Here is a 21,764-nt window from a genome sequence, read left to right as displayed (position 1 = left end):
GTCGCTGACGGCGCGTTGGAACCTCGTTGTGCATGCTGCTCCCCAAAAGCGCGTTGCACGGGAAGCAGGCCAAGACTCGATCCCACCCCCACGGTGGACGAGCTCTACTCCCCAGTGATGACCCTTCGACATCGTGCGGCGCCGGCCCCCCGGATCCGCGTCGACGAGACACTGACGATGACACTAGGACATCGAAGCGCAAACGCCAAATCGAGCGCCGGCGGGGATGCGAAAGGCCCCTCGGACCGGAGTCCGAGGGGCCTTTTACGGTGCTGCGACGTTACTTCAGGATCTTCGTGACCGTGCCGGCGCCGACGGTGCGGCCACCCTCACGGATCGCGAAGCCGAGGCCCTCTTCCATGGCGATCGGCTGGATCAGCTCGACCGACATGTCGGTGGTGTCGCCGGGCATGACCATCTCGGTGCCCTCGGGCAGCGTGATGACGCCGGTGACGTCCGTGGTGCGGAAGTAGAACTGGGGGCGGTAGTTCGTGAAGAACGGGTTGTGGCGGCCGCCCTCGTCCTTGGCGAGGATGTACGCCGTGCCCTCGAAGTTCGTGTGCGGGGTGACCGAACCGGGCTTCACGACGACCTGGCCGCGCTCGACGTCGTCACGCTTGGTGCCGCGCAGGAGCAGACCGCAGTTCTCGCCGGCCCAGGCCTCGTCGAGCTGCTTGTGGAACATCTCGATACCCGTGACGATCGTCTTCTGCGTCGGACGCAGACCGACGATCTCGACCTCGGAGTTGATCGCGAGCGTGCCACGCTCGGCGCGGCCGGTGACGACCGTTCCACGACCGGTGATCGTGAAGACGTCCTCGACGGGCATGAGGAAGGGCTTGTCGCGGTCACGCACCGGGTCGGGCACGTTCTCGTCGACGGCTTCCATGAGCTCGACGATCGACTGCGACCACTTCTCGTCGCCCTCGAGCGCCTTGAGCGCCGAGACGCGGATGACCGGCGCGTTGTCGCCGTCGAAGTCCTGGCTCGAGAGCAGCTCGCGGACCTCGAGCTCGACGAGCTCCAGGATCTCTTCGTCGTCGACGGCGTCGGACTTGTTCAGCGCGACGAGCAGGTACGGCACGCCGACCTGCTTGGCCAGCAGCACGTGCTCACGCGTCTGCGCCATGGGGCCGTCGGTCGCGGCGACCACGAGGATCGCGCCGTCCATCTGGGCGGCACCGGTGATCATGTTCTTGATGTAGTCGGCGTGACCGGGCGCATCGACGTGCGCGTAGTGACGCTTCGGGGTCTCGTACTCGATGTGCGAGATGTTGATCGTGATGCCACGCTGACGCTCTTCGGGAGCCGAGTCGATGGTGGCGAAGTCACGCTGCACGTTGGTGGCCGACGGGTACTTGTCAGCGAGCACCTTAGAGATCGCGGCCGACAGCGTGGTCTTGCCGTGGTCGACGTGCCCGATCGTTCCGATGTTGACGTGCGGCTTGGTCCGCTCGAACTTGGCCTTGGCCACTGGGTCCTCCTCAGGACGTTCATGTAGAGCGTCCGGGCACTGGTTTGCGACCGGTTCTCTACGGGGATGGTGATCAGTCTAATGACTGGTTCGATATGAAGTTGTGCGGATGCCGACCCGGCCCTTCGACGAGCTCAGGGACCGGGGCGGCATCCGTAGGGTTATTCGCCCTTGGTCTTCTGGACGATCTCGTCCATGACGTTGCGCGGAACCTCGGCGTAGCTGTCGAACTCCATCGAGTAGACGGCGCGGCCCGACGTCTTCGAACGCAGGTCGCCGATGTAGCCGAACATCTCGGACAGCGGCACCTGAGCGCGCACGACCTTGACGCCCGCGGCATCCTCCATCGACTGGATCTGGCCACGACGCGAGTTCAGGTCGCCGATGACGTCGCCCATGTACTCCTCGGGCGTGCGCACCTCGACGGCCATGATCGGCTCGAGGATGACGGGGTTCGCCTTGCGGATGGCCTCCTTGAAGCCCATCGACCCGGCGATCTTGAACGCCATCTCGGACGAGTCGACGTCGTGCGCGGCACCGTCCATGAGGGTCGCCTTGACGCCGACCATCGGGTAGCCCGCGAGCACGCCGACATTCATCGCGTCCTGGAAGCCCGCGTCGACCGAGGGGATGTACTCGCGCGGGATGCGGCCACCGGTGACCTTGTTCGCGAACTCGTACGTCTTCTCGGCCGTGACCTCGAGCGGCTCGATCGCGAACTGGATCTTGGCGAACTGGCCCGAGCCACCCGTCTGCTTCTTGTGGGTGTAGTCGTGACGCTCGACGGTCTTGCGGATCGTCTCGCGGTAGGCCACCTGCGGCTTGCCGACGTTGGCCTCGACCTTGAACTCCCGCTTCATGCGGTCGACCAGGATGTCCAGGTGCAGCTCGCCCATTCCCTTGATGACGGTCTGGCCGGTCTCGGCGTTCTGCTCGACGCGGAACGTCGGGTCCTCCTCAGCGAGCTTCTGGATCGCCAGACCCAGCTTCTCCTGGTCCGCCTTCGTCTTCGGCTCGATCGCGACCTCGAGCACGGGCTCGGGGAACGTCATCGACTCGAGGACGACCGGGTTCGCGGCATCCGAGAGCGTGTCACCGGTCGTCGTGTCCTTCAGACCGATGACGGCGTAGATGTGGCCTGCCGTGACGGAGTCGACCGGCATCTCCTTGTTGGCGTGCATCTGGAAGATCTTTCCGATGCGCTCCTTCTTGCCCTTGGTCGAGTTCACGACCGCGGCGCCGGAGTCGATCGCACCCGAGTACACGCGGATGTACGTGAGGCGGCCGAAGAAGGGGTGCACGGCGATCTTGAAGGCCAGCGCCGCGAACGGCTCGTCTTTGTTCGCGTGGCGCTCGATGACGATCTCTTCGTCCTTGGGGTCGTGCGCCTCGATGGCGGGCACGTCCAGGGGCGAGGGGAGGTAGTCCACGACGGCGTCGAGCATGGGCTGCACGCCGCGGTTCTTGAACGCCGAGCCGCACAGCACGGGGTAGATGTCGCCGGCGACGGTGAGCTTGCGGATCGCGCCCTTGATCTCGGCGAGCGTGAGCTCTTCGCCGCCGAAGTACTTCTCGAGCAGCGCGTCGTCGGTCTCGGCGACGGTCTCGAGCAGCTTCTGACGGTACTCGGCGGCCTTGTCAGCGAGGTCGGCGGGGATCTCCTGGACCTCGTACTTGGCGCCCATCGTCACGTCGCCCTTGGCGTCGCCGGGCCACACGAGCGCGCGCATCTCGACGAGGTCGACGACCCCGAGGAAGTCGCTCTCGGCGCCGATCGGCAGCTGCAGCACGAGGGGCTTCGCCTTGAGGCGGTTGATGATCGTGTCGACCGTGAAGTAGAAGTCGGCGCCCAGCTTGTCCATCTTGTTGACGAAGCAGATGCGCGGAACGTCGTACTTGTCGGCCTGACGCCACACGGTCTCGGACTGGGGCTCGACGCCCTCCTTGCCGTCGAAGACGGCGACGGCGCCGTCGAGCACGCGCAACGACCGCTCGACCTCGACCGTGAAGTCGACGTGGCCGGGGGTGTCGATGATGTTGATCTGGTTCTTGTTCCAGAAGCAGGTGACGGCGGCGGAGGTGATCGTGATGCCACGCTCCTGCTCCTGCTCCATCCAGTCGGTGGTCGCACCGCCGTCGTGCGTCTCACCCATCTTGTGGTTGACGCCCGTGTAGAACAGGATGCGCTCGGTCGTCGTCGTCTTGCCGGCATCGATGTGCGCCATGATGCCGATGTTGCGGACCTTGTTCAGGTCGGTGAGCACTTCTTGTGCCACGGGGTGTCCTTATCTTGTGGAGCGGTCGGGTTGTGTCGTGGAGTCCGACCCTTCGACGGGCTCGGAGCCGAACGGGTTGCGTCCGGCCCCGAGCCTGTCGAGGGTTTACCAGCGGTAGTGCGCGAACGCCCGGTTCGACTCGGCCATCTTGTGGGTGTCTTCGCGGCGCTTGACCGCGGCACCCAGGCCGTTCGAGGCGTCGAGAATCTCGTTCTGCAGACGCTCGGTCATCGTCTTCTCACGACGACCCTTCGCGTAGCTGACGAGCCAGCGCAGGGCGAGCGTGTTGGCACGGTGAGGCTTGACCTCGACCGGCACCTGGTAGGTCGAGCCGCCGACGCGACGCGACTTGACCTCGAGGGTCGGGCGGACGTTGTCGAGCGCCTTCTTGAGCGTCGCGACGGCGTCCTGGCTGTTCTTCGCCTCGACGCCGCGGAGGGCGTCGTAGACGATCGACTCGGCGAGCGACTTCTTGCCGTCGACGAGGATCTTGTTCACCAGCTGCGTGACGATCGGTGCACCGTAGACCGGATCGTTGACGACGGGGCGCTTCGGGGCGGGTCCCTTGCGAGGCATCTAACTCAACCCTTCTTCGCGCCGTAGCGGCTGCGAGCCTGCTTACGGTTCTTGACGGCCTGGGTGTCCAGGGCGCCGCGGACGATCTTGTAGCGCACGCCGGGAAGGTCCTTCACACGACCGCCGCGCACGAGCACGAGCGAGTGCTCCTGCAGGTTGTGGCCCTCGCCGGGGATGTAGGCGGTGACCTCGGTCCCGTTGCGGAGCTTGACACGGGCGACCTTGCGCATCGCCGAGTTCGGCTTCTTGGGGGTCGTGGTGTACACGCGGGTGCAGACACCCGCCTGCTGCGGGTTCGCCTTCAGCGCGGGAGCCTTGGTCTTCGAGACCTTCGGCGTCCGCCCCTTGCGAACCAACTGCTGAATGGTTGGCACGTTCTCTCCTTGTTGTGCTGCACGGTGACAGCGTCGTGGTCTCAACCCGCGGCATCCGGATCTTTCGATTCGTGACGCTGCGGACTCACGCGGACCCACCGCGCGCCAGAATGGTCTGACGCGAGTCGTTGGTGGATATGCCGTGGGGGCGACCTGTTCGCAGGTCGGTCCCTGAGATGCGGCACGTCACCCGCCGCCATCCGCGCCGAGGCACAGTGGACGGCGCGCAATGCGCACACCCGATCAATGATACGCGGGATGCCGGGGCTCGGCAAACACCGATCTCAGTCGGCGTCCACCTCGATGCGGAAGGACTCGACGAGGTCGCGCAGGCGTGCGTCGACGAGCCCCACGAGGGTGGTCGTGGTCGCCCGGCTGAGGATCCGCACCCCCACCGTCTCGCCGGCGACGAAGGCACCGATCCCGGCGCGGGGATTGCGGTCGTCGCCCGCCGCGATGAACCGCGCGATGACGCCCTCGCCGAGCTTCGGCGCCGAGACCGCATCGACCACGGGCGGCAGAGCGAGCGGCACGGCACCCACGAGCGTTTCGAGCTGCGCGTCGGGGTCGCTCAGGGGCGGCCCGACCTCGACCTCGAAGGTGACGGCCATCGGCGCCGGCATCGGCGCGAACTGCAGCCCGAACAGCGCCGTGCTCGACAGGGCACGCTGCGCATCCCGCGCGAGGCCCAGGACCGTGCGCACCTCCTCGGGTGCGGCATCCGGCTTCGACTCCGTGTAGCGCTCGGTGACGTCGGCTTCCCACTCCGCGATGCCCGCAAACCGGCTCGTGGGGAACCCCGTGGGGATGTGCAGCCAGAATCGCTGCTCGGCCTCGTAGACGAGCCTCACGTCGTGTGCCAGACGAGGGTCGAGACGATGGCGTCGGTGAGGTCGAACATCGACCGCACGAACGGCGTCTCGAGGTCGACCGTGTCATCGGCGGGCGCGGCGACGACGGCGGTGAACTGCAGCGCGACGGTGCGCTGCGCACCGGGGACGGGCGTGAGGTACGCCGTCGACAGCTGCTGGACGTACCCCGCACCGAGCCCCAGGGTCGAGCGGGACTGCCACCGGACGAAGCGCTTGTCGTCGTAGAGCGCCACCGCGCCCTTCGTGCGGATGAGGTCGGTCACGACGGCATCGAGCGTCGAACCGGCCGGAGGGCGCCGCAGACTCGCCGTGATCGACAGCGGCAGGACGACGTCGTCGCTCCAGGAATCGGTCTGGATGTAGAAGCGCAGCGTCTCGGCGGAGCGCATCCCCGCGAAGGCTCGCCCCGTATAGGCGCGCAGCTGTGCCGCGAGATCGGGGCGGTGCGCCTGCCGGGCACGCTCGATCGCCTTGTCGAGCAGCTCGGTCTGCGCGGCGTCGGTGGGCGCGAACTCGTCCCACCCGCTGGGCACCACGACGGCGAATTCGGGGATCGGCGGTGCCGGCTCACCGCGCAGTTCTGCGCGCAGATCGCTCACGATTGTGCTCCTTCGACGGTCGGTCGGTGCTCGCGCAGCGCGAAGGCGCGCGTGAGCAGCAGCGGCTGAGTGTGGGCGGCCAGCCGGGCATCTCGCGCATCGACGACACCCGCCCCTTCGAGCACGACGAGCGCCGCGGCGAGATCGCCTTTGACGGCCTCGCGCCGCTCGACGGGGAGGGCCCGATGGATGCGTCGAGCGCGCTCGAGCGCGCTCGGGGCGGGGTGCGGTCCGTGCCGGCGCCCGCGGATCGTCACGACGACGCCGGTCACGGCGCCGGCGAGAGCCATGAGCACGAAGATCGCGAACCAGATGCCGCTCGCGGGCACCCAGGGCGCGATGAACAGGAACAGCCCCGCCGTCACGGCGGCGAGCGCGGCGCCGGCGAATGAGAGCAGCGCCGCCGAGGCCGAGACGTCGGCTCCCGGGCGGAGCCACCAGAGCCACCGCGACACGATGTAGACGATGCCGCCGACACCGGCGACGATCGCGGCGGGTGCGGGATCACCATCGAGGCGGATGGGCACGACGACGAGCCCGAAAGCCACGATGGGCCAGAACTCGACGATCGCGCGGAGCGCGTCGAGCCAGGCTCGCGCGGGGTCACGCGGTGCACGCCGCCACTCCTCCTGCGACTGCGCGAGCAGCGCCTGCACATCGGCAGACCCCGCGTAGGCGGCGTTCTCGAGACCGGACCAGGAGAAGTCGGCGCGGCCGGCGACGACGTCTTCGGCGTAGGTGCGCGCAGTCATCGTCGGATCCTCTCCGTGACACCGAGCACGGCGCGCTCACGCGTCGACGAGCTCAGTCTCCCACGTCTCGATGTTGTCGGCGTGCCGCCGGCCATCCGTCCGGGCCTGCGACTGCTGCACGACGTCGACGCCCTGCAGCACGATCCCCGCCGGGGTGTTGATGACCCATCCGTAGTGGCCGAAGACGGTGCCCGCGATACCCCAGCCGCCGCCCTTGCCCGTCGCGAACAGTGCTTCGGCGGCGTCGCCGAACCCCATCAGTCGCGCAGCGATGTCATCGATCGCGTTCGCGCCGCCGAAGGCCGATGTCAGGCGGGGGAAGAACCCGGACGCACTGCTCCACCCCGTGCCGATGTTCCGGAAGGCCGTTCCGATCGCCGTGCGGCCCGCCGACGTGCCCCATCCGCCGATCATGTCGTCGAGGAAGGCGACGACCCCGGCTTTGCCGTTCGCGAACTTCGCGATCGACCCGAAGGGGATCACCCCGATGATGGCGAGAGCGAGGTCCCACCCGGTGGCGGTGCCTCGAGCGGCCTTGAAGATCGTCGCGGCGAGCGTGGCCAGTGCCACGAGCGTGCCGAGCAGCGCGATGATCGGCCCGCCGACGACGAACGCGAGCACGGCGAGCACGACGCCCGCCCATTGCAGCACGACGAGGATGCCGTCCACCGCCGCCGCGATGTTGTCGTGCCACGCATCGCTGATGCCGCCCTCGGTGGCGTCGCCGATCGAATCGGCGGCCTGATCGAAGGCCGCCTCCCACGTGTCGTACTCGGTGTCGAAAGCCTGCGCGTCGGTGACGAAGGCGTTGCGCGCACAGCCGACGGCCGTCCGCGCCGAGGCGATGTCCTCCTGCCGCTGCAGCTGCTCGGGCGTCGGATCCTCAGGCATCGGCAGGGGAAGCAGTCCCGGAAAGGGGTCGAGCCTGCTGAGCTCCTGCTCCTTCGCCTGCAGAGTGCTCCACGATGCGGTGCAGTTCGTGACCGCCGTGGAGATGCTCTGCTGGCTCGCGCGCAGCTGGATGGCGTACACGACCAGCGCATCGCCCGTGGGGGTGTACCGCTCCCCCGCCAGTCGCAGCTCCTGGTGGATGTCGCCGACGACCTCGCGGATCTTCTCGATCGAAAGGCCCTCCTGACCGTCGGCGCCGCCCGCGATCGCCTCGAGGACGCCCGCCGATCCGATCATCTGATCGCCCAGGCTCTTGACGTCCTTGCCGCGGGCCTCGATGCCGTCGGCGTCACCGGTGAGCACCTCGATGACCCGTCGTTTCGGAGTCAGATCCATGTCAGTTGACCCTCGGCATGGTGTCGACCTCGTTCACTTCGACCCCGCCGCTCTTCGACGCCTCGAGGTCCCAGTTCGCCCATTCCCGGCCCGTGCTCTCGACGCGGTCCTGGATCGTGAGCAGATCTTCCTTCAGCACGCGTCGGCGGTCGTTCCAGCCGCTTTCGAACTCGGCGGCCTCGTCGCGAAGCCGCGTCTTGCCGTACGGCGCGCCGATCTGGCCCTCGAGCGCATCGCCGCGCCCCTCGGCCTTCTCGAACTCGACGATGATCTGCTTGAGCGAATGATTGAGCTCGTTGAGCACGCTGTACTCGACGATGACCTTCGTCATGCGCAGCTCCCCCCGGATGCGACGGATGCGACGGCTTCACGCCGCCGCATCCGTCGAGGATTCTCAGTTGCCGGCGAGTGCCTGGTCGGTGTCCTTGATGGCCTGCATCATCTTGCGCAGCGACTCGCCCATGTCGCTGATGCCCTCGATGGCCTTCTCCAGACCCGTCGTCAGCTCGTTGTAGCCCTCGCCGAACTTGCCCGACGCGTGCTCGGTCTTGAAGTCATCGCCCAGGAGGCGATCGACATCGGCCTTCAGGCGACGCAGCACGTCCCCGATCTCCTCGCGACCGGTCTCGAGCTTGCCCGCCATCGAGTCCATCTCGCCATAAGAAGCCTTGAAATCAGCCATCATCCACCTTTTCGGTCACTGGGACCGAGCACCCCCCGGTCGACAATCAGGGTAACCGAGCTGCTCCCCCGTGCCCTATGGGGAGGAATCCCCATTGGGCTCAGTCGGTGACCAGCGGCAGCTGCACCGTGACGAAGCGTCCGTTCTCGACGAAGAGCCCCCGGCCGGGCGGGAACTCGTGACGCTGCACCTTCGGGAAGCCCACCTTGAACAGCGACTCGCCGTCGTAGGTGTCCGGACGCAGGGCGATGCCGTGGCGCCCGGCCTTGAGCTCGCCGATGAGGCCGTACCCGCTGCTGAGCTGCGAGACGTCGCCGTCGGCGACGAGGAAGTGGTCGCTGCGGTTGATCGCCTGGAAGAGCTCCTTGAGGGGCCGCTCGGCATCGGTGTCGCCGAACTCCGTGACGTTCTCGACGACGATCGCGATGCGCGTGGGGATCGTCTCGTCGGAGACGACCTCTTTGAGCTCCTTCGCGAGAGTGCGCACGTCGTCGATCCCCGTCGCCGCGCGCCGCCACGGGCGGAACGATCGCAGCGCGGCTCGCCGTCCGCCGATGTGGAAGAGCTCGACCGCCGGGTCGAAGCGTTCCAGCCCCGCGACGATCCCGCGCAGGGCCGTCGTCTTTCCGCTCTGCGGGGGCCCGGCGACGACGAACGTGCCGACGGGCTCGAAGCCGGTGGGCCCCAGGGTGTCGTCGCCGATGCCGAGGGTCGGCAGCTCGCCGACGCATTCGGGAAGCTCGGCCGCGTCGAGCTCGGTGGGCAGCGCCCCGATGTTCTTGGCCTCGGGCGCTCCCGCCTGCCGCAGCGCGGCCGCGAACGCCTCGGCCGCCGCGTTCTGCTCGGCGACGTTCGACGTGCCCCCGATGACGGCGACCTGCGTCTCGAGCCCGTCGACGATCGCGCGCCCGGGCGCGCTGCGCTCGTTGAGGACGTCCTTGGCGACGCCGAGGATGGCGTAGGCGCTCTCGTCGGACATGCGCAGGACGATGCGCTTGGTCACGTTCGCGCTCACCGCCGTCGGCACGGCGCCGTAGCGATCGGCCGTCGCGACCACGTGCACGCCGAGCGGGCGTCCTTCGCCGAGGAGCCGCATGAAGATCGCGTAGAACGGCGCACGGGCCGACGTCGTCTCCCAGTCCTGCTTGAACACGCCGAAGCCGTCCAGCAGCAGGAAGATGCGCGGCTCGGCCACGTCGCCCGTGATCTGGCGGTATTCGGTGATCGTCGCGGCGTTGACGGCGGAATAGCGCTTGGCACGGTCGTCGAGGATGCCGCGCAGCGTGCGGAACAGTCGCTGCACACGCTCGGCGTCGTCACCCGAGACGATCGAGCCGACGTGCGGCATGATCTCGAGCGAGCGCAGCGCGCCGGTTCCGAAATCGATGCCGTACACGGCCGTGCGGGCCAGATCAGGACGCGCGCCCGCCGCGATCCCGACGGTGCGCAGCGCGGCGCTCTTGCCCGCGCCGCTCGTGCCGTACACGAGCATGTGCCCGTCGGTGTCCGGTGCGAAGAACACGGCCTCCTGCAGCTGCCGCTGCGGGATGTCCGCGAGGCCGAGGGGAATGCGCTCGTCGCCGTCGAGCGGCAGGTCCCGCAGGTCGATCGTCGTCGTGAGGTCGTCGAGCCATGGCCGACGCGGAACCGGGATGCCCGCCTCGGCGGCGCCGCGGACGAGGTTCGCGACGAGCCGCTTCTGGTCGTTGGGGCCGAGGTCTTCGTCGTGCGTGTCGGATTCGCCCTCGGCATCGGACTCCCACAGGGTGACCGAGCCGAAGCGCAGGTCGGCCACGCGCACCTGCGCGCGATCGGGCTCGTCGGTGGTCCAGCCTCCCGCGTATCCCGACTGGAAGGGCACGAGCCGGCCGGGTCCGGTCTTGGCGATGCCGCGCCCGGGGATCGAGGGATCGAAGGTCGACGCGACGACATCGCCGACGACGTCGTTCGAGTCCGCAGCATCCGCCATGCGAAGCGCGACGCGCAGGTTGGTGTTGGCGCGCAGGTTGTCCTTGATGACGCCCGCGGGCCGCTGCGTCGCCATGATCAGGTGGATGCCGAGCGAGCGACCGCGCTGGGCGATGTCGACGACGCCGTCGACGAACTCGGGAACCTCGGTCGCGAGGGCGGCGAACTCGTCGATGACCAGGACGAGGGCGGGCGGCGTCTCGGGGTCCTGGCGCTTCTCGAGCTCGAGCAGGTCCTTCGCCTTCTTGCGGTTGAACAGGTGCTCGCGGTGATGCAGCTCGGCGCGCAGGCTCGTCAGCGCCCGCCGCACGAGGTGCGGGCTGAGGTCGGTCACGAGTCCCACCGTGTGGGGCAGCTCGACGCAGTCGGCGAACGCGGATCCGCCCTTGTAGTCCACGAACAGGAACGTGACGCGGTCGGGGCTGTATTCGGCCGCCATGCCGAGCACCCACGCCTGCAGGAACTCGGACTTCCCCGAGCCGGTCGTGCCGCCGACGAGGGCGTGCGGACCCTGCGTCCGCAGATCGAGCGTCATGGCGTCGGGGCTGCCCTGACCGACGTAGGCCTTCAGCGTGCCCGCGCGCTTCAGGCGCGGTCGCGGACCGCGCGTGCGGTCGATGATCGAGTTGTTCTGCCGCCAGCGCTCGACGACCGCCTGCGGCTCCTGTGCGAGGTCGCTCCCGATGAGCCGCAGCAGCGAGACGCTCGCCGGCAGGTCGGAGGAGTCCGCCGCGACGGAACTGGAGTCGACGACGGGCGCGAGCCGCTTGGCGAAGATCTCGGCGTAGTCGCGCGAGACGCCCTCGATCTCGACGTCGACGGCGCGCTCACCCGCGCGCACCCAGCCGACGTGCGCGCGCTCGAGACCCTCGGTCACGTCGATGAACGTGCGACAGGCCGCCGGCAGGGATTCCACCGTCGGGGCGACGAAGATCGTGTACACGCCGGCATCCGGTCCGCGCTCGATCACCTGCGTCAGTCGCGGACGGTCGACGGGTGCGTCGTGCGTGACGAAGAGCACGAGCGACACGTCGCCGATCTTGTCCGATCCGCCGCTCTGCTCGCCGACGTGCTGACCGAGCGCCATCGACGTGTCCTTCGCCGAGAGAGGTCCGCGTCGCGTCGCCGAGCCCGAGAGCCGCTCGAGGATCGCCTCTTCGAGACCGTTCAGCAGCGCCGTGCCGGCGGACTGGCTGTCGGCGAGCGCCATCTCGGCGAACGGCGATCGCGGGCTCGTCGTGTGCGGGAGCCACTTCATCCACTCCATGTCGGCCGTCCAGCTCGGGTCGACGATCGCGGCCGTGATGACCTCGTTCGGCGCGTGCAGGCCGAACAGCTGCACGCCCAGGCCGCGCACGACGTCGGCCGCCAGTTCGCGCGTGCCGGCGATGCCGATGGCACCGGCCGACGGCAGCAGCTCGATGACGGGCACGTCGTCGATGCGCGCGAAGCGCTGCCGCACGACCTCGACCTGGTGCGAGTAGTGGGCGATCCCGCGCTGGTCGTTCGGCTGCCCGACGGTGTTGCGGCTGTCTCCCGTGCCGACGCCCAGCCGCAGGCCGAGGAAGTTCCAGTGCTCCGGACGACGCGTCCACAGCATGGGGCCGAGCGAGATCGCGTTCTCGTACACGGCCGCCGTCGCGGGGGCCTCGGCGCGCCGGCGCTCGCGTTCGACGAGCTCTTCGTCGGCGAGATTCTCGTCGAGCTCGTCGAGCTGCGTCTCGAAGGTCTCGATTTCGAGCTTGAGCTTCTTGCCCTGCTGCGTGCGCTGCCCGATGAAGTTGCCGAGCATCATGAGCGGCGCCATCGCGACGATGAGCAGCGACGTCGGACGCTGCGTCATGGCGTACATCGCGAGTCCCAGCAGCACGGGCGCCATGATCATCGGCCACGGGAACATCCGCGGGTCTGCTTCATTGGGGATGATCGGATGCCGGAACTCCTCGCCCGCGTAGCGGTCTTCGACGCGCGGGGAGCGGTTGAACATGAGCGCGCCGCCGCGCTCGAGCACGAGGGCGTCGTCGGTCGCGACGCGCTCGGCGAGCGTGAAGGACACGTCGGTCGCGCCGATCGTGATGCGCTGACCGGGGATGACCCGCACGCGCTGCACGAGGCCGCCGTCGACGATGAGGCCGTTGGCCGAGTTGAGGTCGACCAGTTCGATGCCCTGGTCGACGTCGACGCGCGCGTGGCGTTTGGACACGAGGGGATCGTCGAGCAGGAGCTCGGCGGGCGCCGCGCGGCCGATGACGGTGCTGCCGGCGGCGAGCGGCACGGTGCGTCCCGCGTCGGGTCCGTTCAGGATGTGCATGACCGCGGCCGTCGCGGTGCTGCCGTCGGCACCGGGCGCGGCCGGCACGACGGACGCCGCGAAGCCCGATCCGATCGGGGCGTCGCCGATGGGCGTCGCGGGGTCGAGGTGCACGGGCTCGCCGGCGGGCGGGGCGACGAGAAGCGTCGGCACGGCGCTCGCGTTGACGGCGCTTCCCTGGGCGAGCGAGTCGCCGTCGGAGAGCTCGCGCGCGACGTCCTGCACGGTCGCGGTGGAATCCGCCGTGACGAGCACGTCGACCGACGTGCCCACCCCGCGGCGCAGGCTGAGCTTGAGTTTCACGAATCGGCACCTCTCGCGACGACGTCGAATGTGCGTCCACCCACGTGCACGGTCCAGCCGAGCGGCACGCGCATGGCCTCGCCGACCGGCACCGGGACGGTGTCGCCCCCCGGCGAGCGCAGCTGCGTGCCGTTGCGCGACCCGCGATCGGCGATCCAGACGCCGTCGGCGTCCTGACCGAACGCGGCGTGCGTCTTGGACATGAGTCGCTCGGGATCGTCGAGCTGGACGATCGCGTCGACGTGCTCGCCCGCGGCGGCTTCGGGATCGCGGCCGATCAGCGCGAGCGCGGGGACTCGCATCGTCGAGCCGTCGTCGAAGCGCACGGTCGGTCGCCCCCGACGGCTGCCGACCGCCTCTGCGGCCGCGGGCGGGGCGGCAACGGGCGGCGTCGCGGCGGGCGGTGCCACGGCGGGCGAAGCCGCGACGGGCGGTGCCACGGCGGCCGAAGTCGCGACGGCCGGTGCCGCGGCGACTCGGTCGCGGGACGGTTCGGCGGGGGCGGGCCGGGACACGTCGGGGACCGCGTCGATGACGCCGACCGGAGCCGAGTCCCGCGCGGCCCACTGCGCACCGGTGCTGCCCGAGCCCACGACGCCCGCGCGCGAGCGGGCCCCGAGGATCCGCAGCGCATCGGCGGCGCCGACCCCCGTGGCCATCGAGGGCAGGTCCTCGCTGTCGTCGGGGCGCCCGCGCAGCGTGCGGCGCGCGTGACGCATCGCCTTGGCGTCGAACGGGTCGATGCCGGCGCGGGTGTCGACCACCCAGCATCCGCCGACACGATCCAGGATGCTGCGCCCGCGAGCCTGCGGATCCCACAGCGCGGACGCGAAGAGGATCGCGGGTCCGATGAGCACCGCGATGTTGCCGACGCACAGGACGAGTGCGCGCAGCACGACTCGCCAGAAACCGGGAGGACCGTAGTCGACGGCCGAGACCGAACGCAGGCGCAGCATGGCCTTGCCCGCGGTGACACCGCGACGCCCGTGCACGATGAGCTGGATGACGACGAAGAGCGTCGTGAGGAACCCGCCGGCGGCGAGCAGGATGATCGGCACGAGCGGCGCGGTCCCGGTCACCAGAAGCACCGCGCCGGCGACGGGAACCGCGGCGGGAATCGCCCACAGCGCGACGTCGATCGCGAAGGCGAGCGAGCGGATGCCGGCGCCGGCGGGCACGAGCCCGAGGGCCGCAGCGACGGCGGGATCGGAGTCGTCGAACTCGCCCGTGGGCACGTCAGCCTGTGTCATCGTCTTCCTCGCATCACGGCAGCATCAGATCACGGTGCGCACGATGCGGGCGCACGGACCGCCCCACACTCTCACGAAGCGCGCCGACTTCGGAAAACCGGCGGGCGGTCATCCCGCGCCCGCCAGCAGGATCACGCCCAGCGTGACCGCCGCGGCGAGTGCGACGAACCCCGCCACGACGATCGTCCCCACGAGACGTCGGCGTGCCAGACGCCGCCGCCGCGCGGTCAGCGAGTCGGTGTCGACGGGCTGCTGCGGGCTGCGCACCGGTGCCGCCGCGCGCGTCACGCGTGCGGGCTCCGCGGCGCGCGGACCGTACGTCACGGCAGGCGCGGTCTCCTCGCGGCGGGGCGCCGACCGGACGGCGCCTCCCGGCACGGACGGGCCGTGTCCACGTGTGAGCACGGTGTCCTCGATCGCCTCGTGGCCCGCTGCGGCGAGGTCGGCGCGACGCCGCGACTCGCGTCGCACGACGACGGTCGATCCCTCGTCGGGATCGACCTCGGGCAGGTCCCCGGCTGTCGTCCGCCGGGGACCGGCGATCTCAGCCTCCTCCCGCGCGGCGCGGCGCGAGAGCCGGGTCGCGTCATCGAGGTCGGTGTCCGCTCCGGCGTCTCCTGGATCGACCGGTGCGGCCGCTTCGGCCCCGCGCCGGGCGACCAGCCGTGTCGCCTCGAGGTCGTCCTCGGGATGCGCGTCCGAGCCCGTGCCGCGTCGCCGCGCGACGCGGGTCTCGTCGTCGGGTTCGTCGGTCACTCCACGCTCCGGGCCAGGCGGATCTCGGCATCGCCGAGCAGGAAACGGTCACCCGCCTCGATCGCGACGCCCGGCGTCGCCTCGACCTCGGTGCCCAGGAGCGTCGCGAAGACCACGCCGTTCGTGGAGTTCAGGTCGGTCACCCACCACGTGTCGCCGCGCAGTTCGAGCCGCGCGTGCGTCTTGGAGACGGTTCCGTCGTCGATCGAGATGAGCTGCGCGCTCGGATGCCCGGGATCGGGCTGGGGACGCCTGCCCAGCAGCACGACCTCGGCGCCGATCGGGACGGGGTCGCCCGAAGGCGTGACGAGCGACCAGTCGGTGCGACGGCGTCGAGCGATGATCGTCTCATCGAACGCGTCGTCCGGGATCTGCGGGCGTCTGTTCTGCGCCGAGACCGACGACAGGGCCGACCGGGGGGAGCCCGCGTCGGGGGCGCCGGCGATCGCCGAGACCGCGCCGGAGCTGTCGGAGAAGGCGTCGGTGTCGAAGTGCGGCGACCGCGTGGGGGCCCACGGCTCGGGAGCCATCGGCTCGCCGTCCGCCGGGCCGGCGTCCGCCTGCTCGGGCGCGGGCGAGGGCCTGGCGGCCGCGGGCGCGCGCGTGACGGGCGCGGGGTCGGGCAGCGACCACGGTGCGGCCGGCATCGGTTCGGGCGCACCCGGGATCGCCCCCGTCACCTCGACGCTGTCCTCCGGGACGGGCGGCGGCCGCAGTCCGTCGAACTCGTCACGACGGTGCGTTCGGCTCGCGTCGCCCGGGACCGACGGAGCCCAGCCGCCGGGGGGCGGCGAGACCGGCGACTCCGCACGACCGGCCACGGGGCCGACCGGCTCGTCCTCGTCGGGAGCCGTGCGCGCAGATGGGGCGAAGGGCGTCGGTCGTCCCGGGGCGGGCGCGGGCGGAGCGACCGCTTCGGATGACGTCGCGAACAGCGGATCCTCGGGCGCGACGAGCGTCGAGCGTCCGTGGAAGGTCTCATCGGCGCCGGGCATCGGCGGAATCGGGCCGGTCTGAGGGAACACCGGCGTCGCTTCGGGCGCAGGAACGCCGATCCGTCGCGGACCGGCTTCTTCTTCGCCGACCCAGCGTGCGCTGCCGAAACCCAGGATCGACGCCCACACGGGGAACACGAGTGCCGCCAGCACGGTCATCCCCGTGCCGAGCGTGAACGCGGCGTTGATGCGGTGGCACGCGATGATCTGCAGGATCCACACGGCGACGGCCCCCGCGCCCGGAACGAGATACAGCAGCAGGAGGAACGGCGAGACGCCGCCGAGGCGGAACAGCACGACCTGGTTGTAGACGGGAACCCATCCCGCCCACGCCGGCTCTCCCGACTTGCGGAACACCGCGGCGAGGGCGATCGCCGTCCAGACGTAGAGCGCGAGGGCGACGAGGGACCAGGTCAGGCCGGCGGCGGCGACGGCAGAGGCATCGATGGTCATGGCGTGGGACGCAGGGGCCGCAGCCCCGAACGCCTCCCCCTCTCGGCGAAGAGCGTGCGAGCACCTTTCGCGGGTGCCAGCGGGCGGATGATCGATCTCAACGATACGGTCGCGGCGACCCTGCGCCGGATTCCGTTCGCACCGATCAGCGCGTGTCGCTCGGCGTGGACGGTCCGCCAATAGGCGTCGACCGCTTCGGGCGAGGGCTCTCCCGCCTCCCCCGCGAAGACGGCCTCGTCGGCGGCCGCCGCGAGATCGGCGCCCGCCGACGTGCCCAGAGCGGCCGCGACTTCGCTGCGCGTGGCGCTGCGCGGCACATCACGACGCGCGTCGATCGCGGCGTCCACGTACTCCTCCCACCCGCCCGCGACGCGCTCCGCGGCCGTCCCCGTCGTCCGGCGGGCACGACGCCGCAGCCGTTTCGCGGTGATGACCGCGAGGAACGGGCCGAGCACGAGGAGCAGCACGAGCAGCACCATCCCGGAGATGCGCAGCACGGGCCACAGCCACGCGAGGTCGGGACCGGCCGCCTCATCGGACGGGTCGGCGGCGACGGAATCCTGCTGTACGGGTTCGGGCGGGATGATCTCCTCGACCGAATCGGGCAGGACTTCGGTGACGACCTCCGGGTCGCGCTGCTGCGTCACCTCGAGGCTCGGCGACTGCGCGTGCTGCGGCGTCGCGTCGATCGGGATCCACTCGCCGCCCGCGGAGCGCACTTCGGCCCAGGCCGCGAGATGCTGCGCGCGGCAGACGCCGTCGTCGCACACGCTCAGGTCCGCGTCGTCCGAGGCCAGGCGCGTGCCGACGACGACGCGTGAGGGGAATCCGAGCTCGCGCGCGATGATCGCGACCGCCGTCGCGAACTGCTCGTCATCGCCGATCGCGGCGACGAAGTTGCCGGATGCCGCGGCACGCGGGTCGGCTTCACGCTCGAGCAGCCGCGTGAACAGGGCGTCGATGCGTCCGAGCGAGTGCCCCGACGCGCTCGGCTGGAACCGGTAGCCCGACAGCCCGCTCGCCCATACGGCGGTGCCGTCGGCGCCCAGCGACAGGGCGTGGCTGAGGTATCCGCGCTCGCGCAGCAGATCGACCGCCGCCTCGAGCGCGACGCCGTCCGATCCCGACGCGTGCTCCTCGACCCAGGTCCGCACGCTCGGCGGCATCGTGTCGAGCCCCGGCGCACCGGGCGCCTGCGCCTGCGCGAGCGGGATCCGCGCCGGCTCGACCCCCGTCATCCGGTACGCGTCGCCGGATTCCAGTCCGCCGCCGGCCGCCTGGACGCCCGCGGTCGCCTCCGCGCTGTAGTAGAAGCCGTCCGCCAGCAGCGCCGCCCGGGGCCCGTCGAAGTCGACGCGTGCCAGCCGGCCGGCCGTCGGCATCCACAGTCCGTCCCAGCGATCGATCGTGACGCGCAGTTCGATCGGCTCTCCGTCTCCGGCCTCGAGAGCGGATGCCACGCGGACGAACCGCCCGTCCCCCGTCCCCTCGCTCGTGCGGAACACCTCGCCGTCGTAGTCGTCGAGCGTCGCCAGCCGCACGCGGTCGGGAGTGCGCTCGGTCAGCTCGACGGTGAAGAGCACGTCGTCGGCGCGTTCGTCCTGGAAGAAGCCGCGGTACTGCGTGAGCGGACTGAGCTCGGCCGCCAGATCGATCTCGGGGCCGATGGCGCTGCGCAGCACGTCCCGGTCGATCCCCCGGGCCGCGAACGGCACGACCGCGACCGCGACGACGACCGAGACCGCGATCATCCCGATCCCGAGCGCGGCCCGGCGACGGTCGGCGGGGGTCGCCCGTCGTGCGACGCGCACGCCGCTCGCGACCGCCGCGCGCTGCAGAGCGCGCACCCGCTCATCGTGCGCGCGCCAGGCGAGCCACAGCAGGCACGCGAGCAGACCGGCGACGCCGAGCGCCGTCTCGACCGGCGCGTGCAGCGTCACGGGCCCGAGCATCAGGGGACTGCTCACGTCAGCGTGGCCGAACACCAGACCGAACGACACCATCGCCAGTGCGACGGGGATCGCGACGTACGCGCGGCGCCCCTCGCGCCAGGACAGCCGCAGCAGCGCTGTCGTGCCGACGAGGAAGACGACGAGCGCCGGCACGAGCAGGTTGCGGTAGGAGCCGACCGGCAGTTCGACCGTGAGAAGGTCCTTCCACGCGACCGCGGTGCCCGCCGTGAGCTCGCCGAGCCCCCGGACGAGCTCCACCGGGGCCCCGAGGCGTGAGGGGACGGCGAGCGGCACGCCCAGCACGATGAACGCTGCCGCGACGACCCCGGCGACGAGCCAGCCGCTCCACCGGCGACGCGTCGCCACCACCGTGATCCCGACCGCGACGCCGACCGAGACCGCCACGAGGACGACGAACGCCGGCTCGCGGTAGATCGGCCACGCCGACACGCCCGCCGTCGCGACGACCGCCGCCGCGAAGAGGGAGCCCGCGACGATGCGCGGCGGCACGCGGCCGCCCGCCTTCGCGGCATCCCGTCGTCGCTGCGCCCCGCTCACCCCGAAGCCCCTCTCAGCAGCAGCCCCCGCAGGTCGTCGAGTGTGCCGATGGTCATGACGGTGAGGCTCGACAGCGTCTGCACGCGGGGGTGCGCGCGCTCGTCGCACACGACGGCGACGACCGCGGTGTCGGCGGGGAATGCGAGGGCGGCCTGCTGAAGACGCGTGAGCGTCATGGCCGAGCCCGTCACCAGGACGGCGATCGAGATCCGCTCGCCGGACTCGGCGGTGAGCCGGCAGACGTCGCCGAGGGCCATCGTGTTCTCGAACATGCGCACGCCGCTGAAGCCGTCGAGCATGGGCCGGGGCGAAGCCGCGGGCAGGTGGCGGATCGCCCGCAGGCGTCCGCGCACGGCGCGAGGGATCTCGGATCCCGTCACGATGACGACATCACGCGCGTCGCGGACGGCCTGCACGCCGAACGACGCCGCCGCCGAGACGGCGAGTTCGAACTCGTCGGCGTCGCGGAACTCGTGCTCGGCGACGGCGAGCACGAGCGCCATCCGCGACCGGCGCGACTCCTCGTACTGCCGCACCATGAGGCGACCGGTCTTCGCCGTCGACTTCCAGTGGATGTGGCGCCGGGCGTCCCCCGCGACGTAGGGGCGGATCGCATGGAAGTTCATGTCGGCGTCGACCGTGCGACGCGTGGGGGCGCCTTCCAGGTCGCGGATCAGCCCCGCACTCGTCGACGGGATCGACGTCGTGCGGGGGTGGACGAACACCTCGTGCGCATCGGCGAACGCGTGCTCGCGCCGCAGCAGTCCGACGGGGTCGCTGCGCACCGTCGTGGCGGGACCGACGCGCACGACGCCGCGCCGCAGCCGCGGGATGTCCAGCGGCTGGGCGACCGTGTGACCCGGGCGCAGCAGCGGCACGCCGAATTCGACCAGGCCCGGCCCGACCGGGATGTCGATGCGGCCGGGCAGAGCCATCCGCCGGCCCGTGTTGCGGACGACGACGTCGCCCGACAGCCCGTCGCCCGCGATGATCCGCTCGCGCGCGAGCGACAGGTCCACCTCGTACGAACGCGACCCGAACAGGAACGGGATGCTGGCCAGCAGAAGCAGCAGGGCCGCCGCGCCGGCGACCATCCATTCGACCCAGCCGAACACGAGGCCGGCCGCGAGACCCGCCGTGGCGGCCAGCAGCACGAGCGCGCCCGCCGGTCGCACCGTGCGGGCGACCCAGATCGTGCTCGCCGTCGCCGCACGGGCGAGAGCGCGCCAGGCACGCGTCGACCAGACGACGACGTTCACGATCCGCCCCGACGAGATCGACGTCGCGGTCACCGAGGTCGCGTGGGTGCGCCCCGCCGCGCCTTCGGTCGAGGTCCGTGTCAGTCGCGTGTCGGTGAGGCTCATACGGCCTCTCGGCGCGAGGGCGGTGCGATGTCGAGCAGCACCTGCCCGACGACCGCTTCCTGCGTGACGCCGTCGAACTCCGCTTCGGCGTGCAGGATGAGCCGGTGCGACAGCACGGACACGGCGAGCGCCTTGACGTCGTCGGGCGTCGCGTAGGTGCGCCCCTGTGAGACGGCGCGCGTGCGGACGGCGCGGGTCAGGGCGAGCGCACCGCGGATGCTGACCCCGAGGCGCACCTCATCGGCCGAGCGCGTCGCGTCGACGAGGCGCGCGATGTAGTCGAGCACGAGCGCGTCGACGTACGTCTGCGCCGCGAGGTCTGCCATGCCGACGAGCGCATCGGGGGTGATGACGGGGGCGAGGTCGGCCGTCGGCGTCGCGGCACCGTCGAGGATCCGCACGGTCGCCGCGTGGTCGGGGTAGCCGAGAGAGGTGCGCATCATGAACCGGTCGAGCTGCGCCTCGGGCAGCCGGTAGGTGCCGGCCTGCTCGATCGGGTTCTGCGTCGCGAGCACGATGAAGGGGTCGCCGACCGGACGCGAGACGCCGTCGATCGTGACGCGCCCTTCCTCCATGACCTCGAGGAGCGCGGACTGCGTCTTGGGCGAGGCGCGGTTGATCTCGTCGGCGAGGACGATGTTCGCGAAGATCGGGCCGGCGTGGAACTCGAACACGCCCTCCTTCTGGTCGTACACGCTGATGCCCGTGATGTCGCCCGGAAGCAGATCCGGTGTGAACTGGATGCGGGTGTTGGTCCCTTGCACCGACTGCGCCATGGCGCGTGCAAGCGAGGTCTTCCCCGTTCCGGGGACGTCTTCGAGCAGCACGTGGCCGTCGCTCAGCATGGCCGTGAGGACGAGCTCGACGGCGTGCCGCTTGCCCAGAACCGCGCGCTCGACGTTATCGGCGAGCTGGGCGAACGTCTGAGCGAACCAGGTCGCCTGCTCTGGGGAGATGGTCAT

General features: G+C 70.6%; 17 protein-coding genes. All 17 read right to left on the bottom strand.

Going from position 1 to position 21,764, the window contains the following annotated elements:
* Window positions 1–280: 280 nt before the first annotated feature.
* The 17 genes from tuf to ACWIBS_RS12885 all read right to left on the bottom strand — a co-directional run bounded on the left by tuf (window position 281) and on the right by ACWIBS_RS12885 (window position 21,764).
* The gene (gene tuf, locus ACWIBS_RS12965) at window positions 281–1,474 is read right to left on the bottom strand and encodes an elongation factor Tu (RefSeq protein ID WP_376129536.1); all 1,194 of its coding nucleotides are present in this window, start codon (window positions 1,472–1,474) and stop codon (window positions 281–283) included.
* 161 nt (window positions 1,475–1,635) lie between these two features.
* A complete protein-coding gene (gene fusA / locus ACWIBS_RS12960) occupies window positions 1,636–3,750 on the bottom strand; it encodes an elongation factor G (protein ID WP_376129539.1) in 2,115 nt (704 codons plus the stop codon).
* 105 nt (window positions 3,751–3,855) lie between these two features.
* Window positions 3,856–4,326, bottom strand: a complete 471-nt coding sequence (gene rpsG, locus ACWIBS_RS12955) for a 30S ribosomal protein S7 (protein ID WP_150893261.1) — start codon at window positions 4,324–4,326, stop codon at window positions 3,856–3,858.
* 5 nt (window positions 4,327–4,331) lie between these two features.
* Window positions 4,332–4,700: a 30S ribosomal protein S12 gene (gene rpsL, locus ACWIBS_RS12950; protein WP_067194597.1), complete on the bottom strand. Its 369-nt coding sequence runs from the start codon at window positions 4,698–4,700 to the stop codon at window positions 4,332–4,334.
* A 284-nt stretch (window positions 4,701–4,984) separates the two neighbouring features.
* Window positions 4,985–5,551: a hypothetical protein gene (locus ACWIBS_RS12945; protein ID WP_376129543.1), complete on the bottom strand. Its 567-nt coding sequence runs from the start codon at window positions 5,549–5,551 to the stop codon at window positions 4,985–4,987.
* Window positions 5,548–6,171, bottom strand: a complete 624-nt coding sequence (locus ACWIBS_RS12940) for a hypothetical protein (protein WP_376129546.1) — start codon at window positions 6,169–6,171, stop codon at window positions 5,548–5,550. Before ACWIBS_RS12940 ends, ACWIBS_RS12945 begins: the two co-directional genes overlap by 4 nt.
* Complete coding sequence (locus tag ACWIBS_RS12935) at window positions 6,168–6,923, bottom strand: hypothetical protein (RefSeq protein WP_376129548.1); 756 nt, start codon at window positions 6,921–6,923, stop codon at window positions 6,168–6,170. The genes ACWIBS_RS12940 and ACWIBS_RS12935 overlap by 4 nt, the downstream gene beginning before the upstream one ends.
* A gap of 36 nt (window positions 6,924–6,959) precedes the next feature.
* Window positions 6,960–8,210, bottom strand: coding sequence for a hypothetical protein (locus ACWIBS_RS12930; protein ID WP_376129551.1), 1,251 nt, complete (start codon window positions 8,208–8,210; stop codon window positions 6,960–6,962).
* Window position 8,211: 1 nt separating this feature from the next.
* Window positions 8,212–8,541: a hypothetical protein gene (locus ACWIBS_RS12925; RefSeq protein WP_376129554.1), complete on the bottom strand. Its 330-nt coding sequence runs from the start codon at window positions 8,539–8,541 to the stop codon at window positions 8,212–8,214.
* A 63-nt stretch (window positions 8,542–8,604) separates the two neighbouring features.
* Window positions 8,605–8,892 (bottom strand): WXG100 family type VII secretion target, encoded by a 288-nt coding sequence (locus ACWIBS_RS12920; RefSeq protein ID WP_376129556.1) that lies wholly within the window; start codon window positions 8,890–8,892, stop codon window positions 8,605–8,607.
* A 100-nt stretch (window positions 8,893–8,992) separates the two neighbouring features.
* Window positions 8,993–13,474, bottom strand: a complete 4,482-nt coding sequence (locus ACWIBS_RS12915) for an FtsK/SpoIIIE domain-containing protein (RefSeq protein WP_376129559.1) — start codon at window positions 13,472–13,474, stop codon at window positions 8,993–8,995.
* Window positions 13,471–14,724 carry an RDD family protein gene (locus ACWIBS_RS12910; protein WP_376129561.1) on the bottom strand — a complete coding sequence of 418 codons (1,254 nt, stop codon included), beginning with the start codon at window positions 14,722–14,724 and terminating at the stop codon, window positions 13,471–13,473. Before ACWIBS_RS12910 ends, ACWIBS_RS12915 begins: the two co-directional genes overlap by 4 nt.
* A 108-nt stretch (window positions 14,725–14,832) precedes the next feature.
* A complete protein-coding gene (locus tag ACWIBS_RS12905; protein WP_454137030.1) occupies window positions 14,833–15,480 on the bottom strand; it encodes a hypothetical protein in 648 nt (215 codons plus the stop codon).
* Window positions 15,477–16,928 (bottom strand): DUF5684 domain-containing protein, encoded by a 1,452-nt coding sequence (locus ACWIBS_RS12900; RefSeq protein WP_376131040.1) that lies wholly within the window; start codon window positions 16,926–16,928, stop codon window positions 15,477–15,479. Before ACWIBS_RS12900 ends, ACWIBS_RS12905 begins: the two co-directional genes overlap by 4 nt.
* Window positions 16,925–19,438, bottom strand: coding sequence for a transglutaminaseTgpA domain-containing protein (locus tag ACWIBS_RS12895; protein ID WP_376131043.1), 2,514 nt, complete (start codon window positions 19,436–19,438; stop codon window positions 16,925–16,927). Before ACWIBS_RS12895 ends, ACWIBS_RS12900 begins: the two co-directional genes overlap by 4 nt.
* Window positions 19,435–20,802: a DUF58 domain-containing protein gene (locus ACWIBS_RS12890; RefSeq protein WP_376131046.1), complete on the bottom strand. Its 1,368-nt coding sequence runs from the start codon at window positions 20,800–20,802 to the stop codon at window positions 19,435–19,437. The genes ACWIBS_RS12895 and ACWIBS_RS12890 overlap by 4 nt, the downstream gene beginning before the upstream one ends.
* Complete coding sequence (locus ACWIBS_RS12885) at window positions 20,799–21,764, bottom strand: AAA family ATPase (protein ID WP_376131049.1); 966 nt, start codon at window positions 21,762–21,764, stop codon at window positions 20,799–20,801. The genes ACWIBS_RS12890 and ACWIBS_RS12885 overlap by 4 nt, the downstream gene beginning before the upstream one ends.

This window comes from Microbacterium sp. NPDC055442 (assembly GCF_053644215.1).
Note: the sequence above shows the minus strand (reverse complement) of the source record. Positions and strands in the feature narration are given on the sequence as shown.

What these genes read in the sequence shown, in the direction of transcription:
- rpsG (WP_150893261.1), bottom strand. Translation starts at nt 4,326, where the DNA reads ATGCCTCGCAAGGGACCCGCCCCGAAGCGCCCCGTCGTCAACGATCCG.
- ACWIBS_RS12885 (WP_376131049.1), bottom strand. Translation starts at nt 21,764, where the DNA reads ATGACCATCTCCCCAGAGCAGGCGACCTGGTTCGCTCAGACGTTCGCC.
- ACWIBS_RS12890 (WP_376131046.1), bottom strand. Translation starts at nt 20,802, where the DNA reads ATGAGCCTCACCGACACGCGACTGACACGGACCTCGACCGAAGGCGCG.
- ACWIBS_RS12910 (WP_376129561.1), bottom strand. Translation starts at nt 14,724, where the DNA reads ATGACACAGGCTGACGTGCCCACGGGCGAGTTCGACGACTCCGATCCC.
- ACWIBS_RS12920 (WP_376129556.1), bottom strand. Translation starts at nt 8,892, where the DNA reads ATGGCTGATTTCAAGGCTTCTTATGGCGAGATGGACTCGATGGCGGGC.
- ACWIBS_RS12930 (WP_376129551.1), bottom strand. Translation starts at nt 8,210, where the DNA reads ATGGATCTGACTCCGAAACGACGGGTCATCGAGGTGCTCACCGGTGAC.
- ACWIBS_RS12900 (WP_376131040.1), bottom strand. Translation starts at nt 16,928, where the DNA reads ATGACCATCGATGCCTCTGCCGTCGCCGCCGCCGGCCTGACCTGGTCC.
- ACWIBS_RS12935 (WP_376129548.1), bottom strand. Translation starts at nt 6,923, where the DNA reads ATGACTGCGCGCACCTACGCCGAAGACGTCGTCGCCGGCCGCGCCGAC.
- ACWIBS_RS12925 (WP_376129554.1), bottom strand. Translation starts at nt 8,541, where the DNA reads ATGACGAAGGTCATCGTCGAGTACAGCGTGCTCAACGAGCTCAATCAT.